The organism is Okeania sp. SIO2C2 (assembly GCF_010692625.1).
GTDB classification, from domain to species: domain Bacteria; phylum Cyanobacteriota; class Cyanobacteriia; order Cyanobacteriales; family Microcoleaceae; genus Okeania; species Okeania hirsuta.
In genome coordinates, this window is the sequence record NZ_JAAHGM010000003.1 from 40,994 (window position 1) to 54,677 (window position 13,684).

11 protein-coding genes and 1 other RNA gene are annotated in these 13,684 nt (G+C 36.7%); 8 read left to right on the forward strand and 4 right to left on the reverse strand.

Annotated elements, in window-relative coordinates; genetic code table 11:
* Positions 1-281: 281 nt before the first annotated feature.
* Positions 282-1,346 carry a pentapeptide repeat-containing protein gene (locus F6K18_RS02405; RefSeq protein WP_287518308.1) on the reverse strand — a complete coding sequence of 355 codons (1,065 nt, stop codon included), beginning with the start codon at positions 1,344-1,346 and terminating at the stop codon, positions 282-284.
* 676 nt (positions 1,347-2,022) lie between these two features.
* Here F6K18_RS02405 and gcvP point away from each other — a divergent pair.
* The 3 genes from gcvP (at position 2,023) to F6K18_RS02420 (ending at position 8,466) form a co-directional block, all read left to right on the forward strand.
* Positions 2,023-4,935, forward strand: a complete 2,913-nt coding sequence (gcvP, locus tag F6K18_RS02410) for an aminomethyl-transferring glycine dehydrogenase (protein ID WP_353734988.1) — start codon at positions 2,023-2,025, stop codon at positions 4,933-4,935.
* A gap of 349 nt (positions 4,936-5,284) precedes the next feature.
* Positions 5,285-5,785 carry a hypothetical protein gene (locus tag F6K18_RS02415; protein WP_287518310.1) on the forward strand — a complete coding sequence of 167 codons (501 nt, stop codon included), beginning with the start codon at positions 5,285-5,287 and terminating at the stop codon, positions 5,783-5,785.
* Complete coding sequence (locus tag F6K18_RS02420; protein ID WP_287518312.1) at positions 5,782-8,466, forward strand: ParA family protein; 2,685 nt, start codon at positions 5,782-5,784, stop codon at positions 8,464-8,466. The genes F6K18_RS02415 and F6K18_RS02420 overlap by 4 nt, the downstream gene beginning before the upstream one ends.
* Here F6K18_RS02420 and F6K18_RS02425 read toward each other — a convergent pair.
* Complete coding sequence (locus tag F6K18_RS02425; protein ID WP_287518313.1) at positions 8,463-8,594, reverse strand: hypothetical protein; 132 nt, start codon at positions 8,592-8,594, stop codon at positions 8,463-8,465. The two genes, F6K18_RS02420 and F6K18_RS02425, sit on opposite strands and share 4 nt — an antisense overlap.
* Positions 8,595-8,654: 60 nt before the next feature.
* Here F6K18_RS02425 and F6K18_RS02430 point away from each other — a divergent pair, with 60 nt between their 5' ends.
* Positions 8,655-9,278, forward strand: a complete 624-nt coding sequence (locus F6K18_RS02430) for a hypothetical protein (RefSeq protein ID WP_287518315.1) — start codon at positions 8,655-8,657, stop codon at positions 9,276-9,278.
* Positions 9,279-9,962: 684 nt separating this feature from the next.
* On the opposite strand, the gene F6K18_RS02435 is transcribed toward F6K18_RS02430, so the two are convergent.
* Complete coding sequence (locus F6K18_RS02435) at positions 9,963-10,262, reverse strand: L,D-transpeptidase (protein ID WP_353735001.1); 300 nt, start codon at positions 10,260-10,262, stop codon at positions 9,963-9,965.
* 541 nt (positions 10,263-10,803) lie between these two features.
* Positions 10,804-11,370, reverse strand: a complete 567-nt coding sequence (locus F6K18_RS02440) for a 2'-5' RNA ligase family protein (protein ID WP_287518318.1) — start codon at positions 11,368-11,370, stop codon at positions 10,804-10,806.
* Positions 11,371-11,394: 24 nt separating this feature from the next.
* Between F6K18_RS02440 and F6K18_RS02445 the strand changes: the two genes are divergently transcribed.
* The 4 genes from F6K18_RS02445 to F6K18_RS02460 all read left to right on the forward strand — a co-directional run bounded on the left by F6K18_RS02445 (position 11,395) and on the right by F6K18_RS02460 (position 13,546).
* Positions 11,395-11,661 (forward strand): YciI family protein, encoded by a 267-nt coding sequence (locus tag F6K18_RS02445; protein ID WP_287518320.1) that lies wholly within the window; start codon positions 11,395-11,397, stop codon positions 11,659-11,661.
* Between the two features lie 23 nt (positions 11,662-11,684).
* Positions 11,685-11,781: signal recognition particle sRNA small type (gene ffs / locus F6K18_RS02450), an RNA gene on the forward strand.
* Between the two features lie 893 nt (positions 11,782-12,674).
* Positions 12,675-13,043: a hypothetical protein gene (locus F6K18_RS02455; protein WP_287518323.1), complete on the forward strand. Its 369-nt coding sequence runs from the start codon at positions 12,675-12,677 to the stop codon at positions 13,041-13,043.
* 77 nt (positions 13,044-13,120) lie between these two features.
* A complete protein-coding gene (locus F6K18_RS02460; protein ID WP_124143008.1) occupies positions 13,121-13,546 on the forward strand; it encodes a hypothetical protein in 426 nt (141 codons plus the stop codon).
* The last annotated feature ends 138 nt before the right edge of the window (positions 13,547-13,684 follow it).

Here is a 13,684-nt window from a genome sequence, read left to right on the forward strand (position 1 = left end):
TTTACCGAATAATTAAGGTTGAAAGCATCTTCTTCTTTGAAGAAATAAAGAAAAAAAAATCCTGTTTGCCAATCCTAATCGGTTTTCAAGCGAGGTAATTGTTAATAATTAATTGTTGAAGATATGCTTCATCTATAGGACTACGCAAATAGGACGCGGACATTCCTCTATTCCCTACCCCCTACTCCTTACTCCCAATTCCGGTGCGGAATGCTGCACAAACCACTCAAATTTATTGTCAAACGCCAAAGAACTTGCTGCTATATCACCCTGGGCGATCGCTAAGGACATTGTTCATTAGAAATTTTTCCATCTGGCATAATTGTTTGACACAAAGTAGCAAATAACAACGTTGTTTTTTTATCCAGTTTTGCACCACTAAGATTCGCATTAGTTAAGTTAGCTTGACTTAAATCTGCACCTCGCAAATCAGCATTATTTAATGTAGCAAAACTGAGATTTGCTTGATATAAGTTGGCATTATTAAGTTTAGCTTCTACTAATCTTGCATAACTTAAATCAGCTTCTACCAAAGTAGAATTTGTCAATTTGGCATGAGTAAAATTAGTACCACTTAACTTGGCTTTTTCTAAATTAGCATTCATTAATTGAGAATTTTCTAGATTAACTCGATCCAGAGAAACTATTCGATTGCAATCTGCATCTAATTGTCTGCATCGAATTAATTCTGTATCATATAGAAATTGTAATAATAATCCTTTGAGTATTTTATTATCTTCTAAACGAATTGATAAAGCTAATGTATTAGCCCTAATTAAATCTAAATAATCAAATTTATCCGTATCAGTATTATTAATATTTGGTCGGTCTACCAAAATTTCTCGTATTTCTTTCAGGTAGTTTTCCCATATTTGTTCGTGGAGGCGTTTATCAGCAATTTGTTCTTGAATTTGTTCTAAATCGTAAGTAATAAAACTGGCAATTAAACCGATAAAAACAGGCAAAAATATTTTCTCAAAAACTTCCCAAGGTTCTTTCTTAGCTATAGAGGATAAGAGGTTATTCAAGTAGATAACTGGATGAACCCTTTCTGGCTTCATTGTAATCGGGTTTAACTCTTTTTCCCGATAGATTGCAAAGACAAAAATAAAGAAAAATATGAAAGTAATTCCTATAGTATATCTGAACAAAGGCAAACTATTAATTTGTTCTAAAATAGATTCCCAATTAAAAAAATCTTCTCTTGAGTCATGCTGCCAAGTTTCAATTTGAGCATAATTAACAGTACGATCGAGTACTTGATTCTGGCGTAACTTAACTACACTAAATGATACTGATAAAATACTCAAAATTCCTAAGCCAGCAGCAATAAATTTTATTTTCATAGTCAAAAAAATACTATAGTAATCCTATTTTATTTGTGTATAAAAATCTTACTGTTTTTAGGGAACAGGAAACAGGGAACAGGGAACAGGTAAGAGTTTCAGTTTTTTTATCTACTTTTTGATTTGTCACAACCAATTTAGGATTGCTATATTACAGCAATAGTATAAACTTTTACCGAATAATTAAGGTTTAAAGCCTCTCCTTTAAAGGAGAAAAAAGCGGTCGTTTTGCTACGCAACATATTTGCGGAGCATGACCTAGGAAAAAGCGCAGCTTCCCGTAGGGTGGGATGGCAAGGTCTCCTCGCCATATCCAATCGACCAAGAGAAGAAAAAATTTTCCCTACCGCGTCAATCCTCTTCTTTTTAAGGAGAGGTAATAATTAATAATTAATTGTTGAAAATATCTTCATACTGAAAAGTTTCGATTCCGTATTATTTCAGTTCCAATAATAAAAAATCAAATCAATTATCCCACAGAAATTATCAATTCTTTCCCTTTACTGCCTAACCCCTACTCCCTACTCCCTCTTTTCCGGAGATGCCTACTGATAACTGATAACTGAATTGACAATCCCAAAATTTGGCCTCTAAACTAAAAAAATTATTTGATCTCCCATGAAGTTATGAATTTTTGTTAAAACTTAATCAGAAGTTAACTCCAAGGAATATAAAAGTGGTAGCAATACACAAATCTAATACAAAGTCAACCTATCAACCACAACACCAGAATAACGGCCAGAAATCTACTAACTTTTGCCCAAGGCATATTGGCCCAGCCTCCGACGCAATTCAAAAAATGTTGACAGTATTAAGTATTTCCTCCCTAGATGACCTAATTGACAAAACAGTTCCACAAGTAATTCGATACCAAAAACCCCTAAATCTACCAAAATCTCTGAGCGAGACTGCTGCTCTTGCCCAAATCAAAGAAATAGCGTCTAAAAACCAAGTCTTTCGTTCCTTCATAGGAATGGGTTATTACGACTGCATCACTCCACCAGTCATCCTCCGCAATATCCTAGAAAACCCTGGTTGGTACACTGCTTACACTCCTTATCAAGCAGAAATAGCTCAAGGACGAATGGAAGCATTGCTGAATTTTCAAACCATGATTACAGACTTAACAGGTTTAGAAATAGCTAACGCTTCCCTACTCGACGAAGCTACAGCAGCAGCGGAAGCAATGAGTATGAGTTACGGTCAGTGTAAAACTAAAGCAGAAGCTTTTTTTGTTGACTCTAACTGCCATCCTCAGAATATTGAAGTGGTGAAAACTAGAGCGCAACCATTAGGAATAGAAGTTATCGTTGGCGACTTTCGCACCTTCACCTTTGACAAACCAATATTCGGCGCACTCCTCCAATATCCTGCAACCGACGGAGCAATTTATGATTACCGCGAATTTGTGGCAAAAGTTCACGAAGTCGGTGGTTTAGTTACTGTTGCTGCTGACTTACTCAGCTTGACTTTGTTAACACCTCCCGGAGAATTTGGTGCTGATATTGCTGTAGGTAATACTCAACGTTTTGGCGTGTCTCTAGGATATGGCGGTCCTCATGCTGCCTATTTTGCCACAAAAGAAGCTTATAAACGACAAACTCCAGGTCGTATTGTCGGAGTTTCTCAAGATTCTAACGGCAACCCAGCGCTAAGGTTAGCATTGCAAACAAGAGAACAACATATTCGCAGGGAGAAAGCAACGAGTAATATTTGTACTGCTCAAGTTTTGCTAGCAGTAATGGCAGGTATGTATGCAGTTTATCACGGTCCGGATGGTTTAAAAGAAATTGCCGAAAATATCCATAATTTAACATCAAAATTGGCAGCAGGTTTAAAGCAGCTTGGTTATCAAATTGGTAGAGAACCATTTTTTGATACTATTCGGGTAAAATTAGGTGCTGACTCTCCCCTGAAAAGTGCAAAAGAAATTATTGATGCTGCTGTTTCAGCAGGTATTAATCTCCGGAGTCTCGACGATCGAACTTTCAGCATTTCCCTAGATGAAACCACAACTAATATAGATGTGCAAAATTTGTGGGAAATTTTTGCTGGTGGAGAAGCATTACCAGACATAGAAAACATTTCCCCTCTTGCTCAGAGTTCATACTCCCGCACCAGCAGTTATTTAACTCACCCAGTATTTAACAGCTACCACTCAGAAACCGAACTATTACGTTACCTCCACCGTTTACAGGCAAAAGACTTATCCCTGACAACATCAATGATACCGTTAGGTTCCTGTACAATGAAACTCAACTCTACAGCAGAGATGATACCTGTAACCTGGCCGGAATTTGCCAAAATTCACCCTTTCGCCCCCACTTCTCAAACCAAAGGTTATCAAATAATGTTTGAACAACTAGAGGAATGGTTAGCAGAAATCACAGGTTTTAGCGCCATCTCTCTACAACCAAATGCAGGTTCCCAGGGAGAATATACAGGTTTATTAGTAATTCGTGAATATCACGCTCACCGTGGGGAAGCACATCGCAATATTTGTTTGATTCCTGAATCTGCTCACGGTACAAACCCTGCTTCAGCGGTGATGAGTGGGTTAAAAGTTGTAGTCGTCAAATGCGATAAACAAGGAAATATAGATATCGCCGATCTAAAGACGAAGACAGAAAAACACAAAGATAACTTAGCCGCCATTATGGTTACTTATCCCTCAACCCACGGTGTATTTGAGGAAGAAATTTCAGAAATATGCGAAATTATCCACAGTAACGGCGGTCAAGTTTATATGGATGGAGCGAATATGAATGCTCAGGTAGGTTTATGTCGCCCCGCAGAAATAGGAGCAGATGTTTGTCATTTGAATTTGCACAAGACTTTTTGTATTCCTCACGGTGGCGGTGGTCCGGGAATGGGTCCCATAGGCGTTCAATCTCATTTAGCAAAGTTTTTACCAGGTCATTCTGTGATTAATATTGGTGGAGAAAATTCTAGTGGAGCGGTATCTGCTGCACCTTGGGGTAGTGCGAGTATTCTGCCAATTTCTTGGATGTATATTGCCATGATGGGTGCGGATGGTTTGACTGAAGCGACTAAAGTAGCAATTTTGAATGCTAATTATATTGCTCAACGGTTGGAGAATTATTATCCAGTTTTGTATAAAGGTAAGCATGGGTTTATTGCTCACGAGTGCATTTTGGATTTGCGTCCGTTGAAAAAATTGGCTGGTATTGAAGTGGAAGATATTGCCAAACGTTTGATGGACTATGGTTTTCACGCGCCGACGGTTTCTTGGCCTGTAGCGGGAACAATTATGGTGGAGCCAACAGAAAGTGAGTCTAAGGAAGAGTTAGACCGTTTTTGTGAAGCGATGATTTTGATTCGCCAGGAAATAGAAGAAATTGAAACTGGGAAAGCAGATAAACAGGATAATTTGTTGAAGAATGCGCCTCATACTGCTGAGAGTTTGATGGTGGATGAGTGGAAACATGGTTATTCTCGACAACGTGCCGCTTATCCCGCACCTTGGACGCGGGAGCATAAGTTTTGGCCTGCTGTGGGAAGGGTTGATAATGCTTTTGGCGATCGTAACTTTGTCTGTTCTTGTTTGCCGATAGAAGCTTATAGTTAAAGAAGCAGTCAGCAGTCAGCTATCAGCTATCAGCTAAATTTGTAGTGGACTGACACAGCTAATTTTGTGCGTTAGATTTTGGGGCGGGTTTATTTTATCCAATAGTTAAACTCGTTAATTTCAAAAACAAACCTGCCCCTAGCTATTGCAAAATTTTAGATGTGTCGGTCTACTAATGTTTTTAATAATGATGGTATAGACAGAACTTCATCAAAATCCTATAATTAAAGCTATTATGTTTAATCCTCTGTCAAATTTAGACTTTTCTGAACTAAAGCTTGATTCACTAACACTAAAGGCGATCGAGGACTTACTCAATTATACAGAATCACTAATTGAACCTGCCCAAATGCCAGAGGTGATCGCTTCTTTGCATGACTTAAAAAAACAAGTTTTCCAACTTAAAAATAAAAAAAATAAACTAGGTTCTCAAATGATTCCCGCAGGTCAGAGTGATTTACGGCAAGCTTTTTATGCTCATAAGAAAGAAGCAAAAAAAATCTCCGGAATCTGCTCTTATCTGTTACTATTTTATGCTGCTGAATGCGGATTAAAAAGTATTTATTTAAAAGGGAATAACTTATCAAAAACTGATAAAATACAAAACCAGGCATTACTATCAAAAGATGGACATAATTTAGACAGATGGATAAAAGAACTTAAAATTTCTGCTAATCAAGTTGGAGCTACACCTCATTTTCATCTAGCTAAGGGCGGTTCTAGTTTAGACATAGAAAAAGCGCATCAGGTATGGCGATACGGAATTAAAATAAAACCAGAAGATGAAAAAAAGTTAGTTGAGTGGCTAAAAAATGTTTGTAATTATATAGAGGAGAATATTAACCGATGATACCTTCAGATATTCGGCTTTATACTTGGGTTGATGTAGAAGATGTTTTGCTACGAATAAAATCTGATGAATTGCCTAAATGGTTAGTTTTTGCTCGATGCTATTGGGATGAATTAAGTATCGGAATTTGTGTGGGAAAAAAAGCAGAAGCTAAAGAGTGGCTAGAAGAAATTTTTGAGCCGAGATTCCGAGCAGGTAAAACTGAAGAAATGACAGACTGTTTCATAATATTAGAAAGTATTAAAGGAGAAGAAAGAACTCTTCCTATTTGGTTTGAAGAAACGGATGAACAAGCTCCTACTCCTAAATTAATACCTAGTTTATCAAGACCAGGAGTTATTTGGTTCGAGCCTCAAGATCGAGATATTCAACCTCCAGAAATATTTCCATCAAATATTCCTCCAATTGTCGCTTTTCATTCTTTTAAAGGAGGGGTAGGAAGAACAACTCATGTCCTAGCTTTAGCTCAAGCTTTGATTCAAGAAAAAACTACCAAAAAACGAAAGGTTCTTGTGGTAGATGGAGACCTAGAAGCACCAGGAATAAGTTGGATGTTAGAGGGAAGATTGCCTAATCCTCCTATTTCTTTTGCTGACTTTTTAGCCTTAGCTCATGGAGACTCAGCTCCCACTGCTGAAGAGGCAATTAAATTAGTCAGCGATCGCCTAAAAAGTGCTTTAATTGATGGTATTTATTTTTTACCTGCCTTTCGTTCCACTAGAAAATTTACTACCTTAGAAGTTAAACCAGAACATCTCATTAAAGGTGCTAAAAATCCCTTTTTACTAACAGAAATTTTAGCCAATTTAGGAAAAGCTTTAGGGGTAGATATTGTGATAATTGACCTTCGTTCAGGACTATCTGAACTTGCTACAGGTTTAATTTTAGATCCAAGAGTTTATCGTGTATTTGTGACTACATTAAGCGAACAATCAGTGGCGGGTACAAAGCAACTTTTAGAACTAATAGCAGAGAGAGCTATTTCCACTGTAGAAGAAAATCCATTACCTGCCGTAATTTTTACTAAAGTTCCTGAAAACGAACAGTTGAAATATTTAATAGTAGAACCAGAAGAAAGACTTTTAGAAACTATTCAACCTTTTCTAGAGAAAGACCGAGAACCTGTGAGAATAATTACACCATTTGCAGAAAATTTATTAGTATTACCCCAGAGTTTGGAAGATGTCATAATTATTCTTCAACAGTCAGGAATTGTAGAAAAAATGCGTACATTTTTAGAGTGGCTGCCAATAGATGACACTCAACTCATTGAAGAGAAAAGTTTAACATCTAAAAGAAAAAGTCTTAAGGAAAAAGCTGAAAAATTGGTATATGCTGAAAGGTCTTCAGAAATCAGTGATTTTTTTGCTACTACCCCTCTAAGAAACTTAGCATCCCGCTATCAAAATAGTCTTCCCATTACTGTAATAGTTGGTGCAAAAGGTTCGGGAAAAACTTATACATTTTTACAAATTGTGCGTCGAGAAAACTGGGGAACTTTTGCTAGAGATGCTGGTGCTATTGAAGTAGATTCTCAAGCTTTAATTGTCCCCATTTTAGAATCAAGAAACCTTGACTCTAACGCTCAAAATTTAGTAACAGAAAGACGAAATAAAACTGTAGGTGCTTTAGGTTTTGATCGACCTCAAGATGCCACAAGTATTCGGGATTGGATTTCAGATAATTGTCAGACTAAACTCCATGAGGGTCAGTGGCGAAAAATCTGGCTCGATATAATGGCATGGGCAATTGGTTTTCAACCAGAAAATAAGGATGCAGGTCAGAAGTTGACTGAGTATTTAACGCAACAAGACCAGCAAGTTGTTTTTGTCATTGATGGTTTAGAAGACTTGTTCCAAAACTTTGCCGATGATAAAAACCAACAAACAGCATTACGCGCTTTGCTTCAGGAGGTTCCTCTATGGTTAGAACAGCAACCTGGTCGTCCTTTAGGAATTGTAATTTTTATTCGACGAGATATGGTAGTTGCTGCCATTCACCAAAATGCTGCTCAAATGATGGATCGTTATCGACCTTTTGCTCTTAAGTGGAGTCGGGAAGAAGCATTAAGGTTGGTAGTATGGGTGATCGGCAAGTTTAAGATTATTGAAAGGCTTGAGATTGATAAACTTCGAGAAATGGGCGAAGAGGAATTAGCTAGAGAGCTAGTTCCTTTGTGGGGTAAAAAATTAGGTAGCGATCGCTCCAAAGAAGCACGTTCTGCTAAATGGGTATTAGATGCACTTTCTGACTTCAATGCACAAATTCAATCTAGAGATTTAGTGCGTCTTTTATCTTTAGCAGCGAGCAATTCAATCAATGATACTCGATTCGAGGATCGTCTTTTGATTCCTACAGGAATTAGAGATGCACTAACAGAATGTAGTATTCAGAAAATTGAGGAAATTTCCTTAGAAAATACAGTCTTAGAAAAAATATTTACTGATTTGAACAACTTACCTGAAAAAAGCAAAAAAACTCCTTTTACAAGGGAGAATATGCAATTATTATCTTTAGAAAAACTGAAAATATTAGAAGACAATGGTGTAATTATTCGAGAAGGAGATAATTATCATATAGCAGAAATATTTCGGTTAGGATTAGGTTTTTCTCAAGCGATCGGTCGTACTAAAATCATATCTTTAGCTAAAATAGCACGTTCTCGTGCTGCACTTGACTAATATTTTTTGTAGCCAAATTTGTAGTGGACTTCTACCTCCTGTAAATTCCCCATTTCTCCTGTCTTTCCCTCCTGGGAGGGGTTAGGGGTGGGTTGTCTCCTCCCCCTACTAAAAGACTTTTTCAGCAAATCCTAAATATAGCAATCAAAACAAAGATTAGAACATACCCCCCCCAAAAATTAAAACCAATGTCTTACAGTAAATTCACTATAGAAGAGTTGCAAAAAACCTTTAATTTAACAATAGTTGAAACCGTGGGAAAATTTAATGACTTGCCAGAAATTCCACCCAGTCAATTTTTACAAGAAGCATTGCAATATTACTTACCGTTAGCAGTCGCTATTGGTACAGAAAAAGCACGATCAGAGTTAATTATTGCGCCGATTTTATTTGCAATCAAAAAACAGTTAGACAATCAAATAAGCATTTTTTCTGGTGTAGAATTTAATATTGATATCGAACAGGGATTGAATGGTTTTTGTGACTTTATTATTAGCTGTTCCTCTTTGCAACTTTTGATTGAAGCGCCAGTTGTTGCTTTGGTGGAAGCGAAAAACGATAATATCAAATCTGGTTTGGCTCAATGTATGGCAGAAATGGTCGCAGCCCAAGTTTTTAATCAAAGAGAAAATAACGAAATTCCTCTAATTTATGGGGTTGTTACTACTGGAACTACTTGGCAGTTTTTAGAGTTAGAATCTCAAACTATGACAGTTGATTTGGAAGAATATTCTGTTAAGAATTTACCGAAAATTTTAGGAATTTTAACGAATTTTGTAAGTTATTCGACCGTGAGAATGGAAAACAAATGACAATAATCCAGGACATAGCTACACAGAAGTATTAAAGAGGCATAATAAACTTAAATCTAGAATTGATAAATTTCACAAAGTGTGAGGATGGTTGGATGAAGTTGAGAAACGCATCGGTCAACACTTTATAGATATACGTTATTCTGCTATTGACCCTAATGATAAAAATTATAAAAGCTGGTTCAACACATATCAAAAGCTTATAAAATGGCTACAAAAACAAGCCAATACACTTTAAAAAAAGAGTTTAAAATGCAAGAAAACTGGTAAGTATTACTGAAGCAGAATATCAAAAAACAATACATTAAAAATCCTAAAGAGACTAAAGAGTGGATTGATGTAAATATTTCCACATCAGGTTTGCTGAATTTAACTTTAGTTAGCGATGTGCAATTAGACGGATTTGATATGAATCGTCAAGGTGCAGTATAGAACATTTATCCCACCGCTTACCATTATGAATGGCTTTGTTGCATGAAAGTGCTAGAAGCATTATAAAACAAGGGTTTACCAATAAAACAGATAAATGAGAAAGTGCTGCCCTGTAAGGGTTTCAGGATATTAGTGCAACAAAGCCATTATGAATTAATAAAGTTAACTGAGAAACTGTAAATTCAAAGTCAAGCGATCGCTCCCGGAATTCTAAGCAAGCTGCTCTAACTACAACTGAATGCTAACACAAAGCTAGGGAACAATTTCAACAACAGTTCCAGTATCTACAAAACTGTAAATCTCATCCACATCGTGATTTTTGAGAGAGATACACCCCAATGTCCAATTTAACCGTTTTTCAATCAGAGAATCCTGACCTGCTGGCACTCCATGAATACCGATTTCTCCACCAATTGGGAGTTGCCAGTTAATATGACCAGAAAATTTCGCCTGGAAATGCTCGCGCCAAGATTCGGGTCTTGGATAATCTATCCAAATAAATTTAGACGAACCTATCCCAGTAATAAGATTTTTGCTAAAAACCCTAAATATTTTGAGAGTTAAAAACGAAAAATTAAGCTTTTAAAGTATATTTAATTTCAACAAATAAGCCTGTTAAAAATAGTGGGATAGGTTCACCAACTTGGGTGCGGGTAGAGATCGCGAATATAATAAACTCCTTCAGGGGTTTTCGATCTCCTTCATAAAGTTTGTCTCCAGTTGGGGAGCTACCCAATACAATAGGATACGACTTTAGAGGTTTAAGATTAGAGAAAATTGTTAATCTAAATTTGGATTTCTCGACAAGAATTGATATACCTTCTCGGTTTGGCTCTTTTTCCAAGAGTTGTTGTCAGGATTTTTCGTAATTTAAAAGGTTTTCGCCTTTTATTGAAGGATGAAAAGATTTCTCAGACTGACAGGAGGAAAAACACGCTACTGATAGCACTTCTGTCAATGGCATTAGGAAGCCAAACTTAGTGATTAGAAAATAAAATGTAACCCCTCCTGCTAAAAAAACAAAGAGTAATTGTAATCTTTTCTTTATAGGTACTTTGAGCTTCATAATTATGTATATGCCAAAATTGTGTATTTAGTATTTTTGAAATCCTCTAAAAAGAAATTCATTACAAATATCCCACCGCTTACCATTATGAATTAATAAGGTTAACTCAGAAGCTGTAAATTCAGAGTAAAGCGATCGCTCTCGAAATTCTAACCAAGCTCCTCGAAAATTCGTTTTAGTTAAGTCTCGAAAAGCTACTGTTACATGGGGAGAAAAAGGGCGAATTTTAGAAGGGGGATGTACAATTCCTAAAGTAGTTTCTGTAAATTGAATTAAATCTTTTTGTATTTTTAATAGTTCTGGAGTTTTGACAACATTAATATAGATAACACGAGGTGGAAAAGCAGAAAACCCAGACAAAGTAATGGGAAAAACAGAGCAATTTTGAGCAAAAGTCTGTAAACACTCCTGCAAAACTGCTAAATTTTCAGTCGGCCATTTAAAAGGAGGTTGTAAAGTAATATGAGGCACCGATTTTAAAGCATGACTGCTATTATATTGACTAGCAAAATATTCCTTAATTTCAGTTACTTGATTTTGAATATTTTCAGGTGGCACAAGAGCCACAAATAATAAACGTTTTGATTGACCCATAAAATTCAAAATTTAAAAAATAAAATGCCTTGGTTTGCCAAAATAGAAAAAGGTATAGTCGAAAAAACCATATTTGACCAGTATGTACCAGACCATATAGCTTATGTCCAAGAATTAATTGCTAAAGGACATAAAGCTCAGACTGGTTACTGGAAAAAACATCAAGGAGGAATGTTACTATTTGAAGCTTCATCTATGTCAGAAGCCCAAAAAATAGTGGCCCAAGACCCTCTCATCAAAAATAATTGTGTCAGTTATGAAATTTATCAGTGGTGCATAGTTGCAGAATGAAAATTTGTGTTATAGTAATAAGTGATTCGGACCAGCGCGGCTGTAACGCCTAAACCTTGTCAGGACCGGAAGGTAGCAGCAACACGGGATGCTTATGGTAGGCGTTGGCTCCGGGTCACCCAACTAAATGTCACGAGGGGTCTCCTGTTATACCTGTTAATCCTAACGAGAGGGAAATAACGACCCGCAAAAAAACGAGTAGCGTTCTTTAGTTGACAAGGTAGCTTAAGCCTTCTAAGTTCAGGCAAGTTAGGAGTAGCGGCAATACGCGCCTGACTGCTGAATCTAGACAACTCAAGATGTGGGGTTCAACTGGTGAAGTTCTGGTAATTCCGTATTTGAGGTAAAATTCCCTGAAGGTTGATTAACTATTAGACTTGTCGCTTTATAACTATAAAAAACTGCTAAACCCTTATCATGTAAGGATTTTAGCAATTTCCAGTTCAAAACGTATGGAATTACTACTGTGTCTTAATTTGAGCGATTTTTTCTATCTATTTAGCGACAACTCTATTGTTGATTTGCTAATATTTATTCACATAAATTCATATACGTTGATATAGTTATACCGATATAGTTGCATAGATTGTGCTATAATCATGTGCAGACAGAGTAGTTTATGGTGCAAAACCATGCCACTATGTAACCGCTATCCTGATAAGTTACCCCTAGCATGGTCAAGTAATTGAAACTTCTGCGAACGTCGATAACCAAGACGATGTAAGTGTTTAAAAAGCGTCTACAGGTTTTCTTGTAGACTTTGGGAGATACCCCCTCAGTAGGCGATCTTGCTGTGCATTGTTAACATTTGTTAGCAAAATCGTATCGGAAACCAGGTGAGTACAGAACTTTTAGTACAAGACAGCGGTGGGTCTCATCGTTGCTGCCTGTGGAGGCTTAGACATTAGTCAGCCAGGGAAGCAGGAATATCCATCCGTGAGGAGGAGAAACTTCCGCTATAATAGCGAGATTTAGCGGGAGATAACGTCACTTAACAGGAGCCAGGATATATTATGGATAATTTCGGAGGAATTATTCAAAGGGCGGTTTATCTAGGAGTGGGATTAGCCTCTTATGCAGGAGAGAAAGCTAACCAAAAATTGGCAGAACTAAGAACAGAGACCCAAAAACTGGCAGATGAGATGGTTAAGCGTGGTGAAATGACTACGGAAGAGGGTCGTAAATTTGTCGAAGATATGATGAATAAAGCTATGCAAAAGCCAACGGTAGAATCATCTCCAGAAACAGGACCAAGGGAACCACGTCGTATAGAAATTCTTTCTGAGGATGACAGTTCATCAGAGTCAAACCAAGAAGTAGATAAAATGCGCCAAGAAGTGCATAAGCTACAGGATGAATTGCGTCGGCTACAAAAAGATTAAATCTTAGGCCAAAATTAAGCTCTGCTCCAAGAGTTTAGACACCCTAAGTTTAAAGAGAAAAGCTCAAACAGATAATCATGGAAGACTGGTCAAAAAACTTGTTTGAAGTAATTGAAACTGCTGCATTAGAGGTAGAAAATTTCTTCAATGAAATGTCAGAAGAAATTTCTGAAGTATTTGATGAGTGGGGAAAGTTCTCGGAAGAGATTACTGAAGAAATACGTACTAACTTTATTGTAGAGATAGATGAGTATCTAAATGATTTAATAGATCCTATTATCGAAGTATACCTGGACTTAGATTTTGATGTGGGAGGGGAAGATATAGACTATTTTGTTGATCGTGTAGAACCAACAGTAGAAGAACATCCAGCTTGTAGGGGATGTAATAATTATCATGGTCAAGTTTATGGTGGAAATTTATTAGTTTGTGGAATGCACCCTTATGGTGTAGAGGGAGAAACTTGTCCAGACTGGGAATCAGATAATAGTAATTTGAACTAAACCAAAGTAGTAAATTTATTGGAATCAAAATTTTACGATTAATTTAGTTGTAAATTGGATCTATTTAGAAATCAAATTATTTTGACCATTCAGAGTTACTCTCTAAGCATTGAAAAACTAAAGAGACTTTACTCCTAA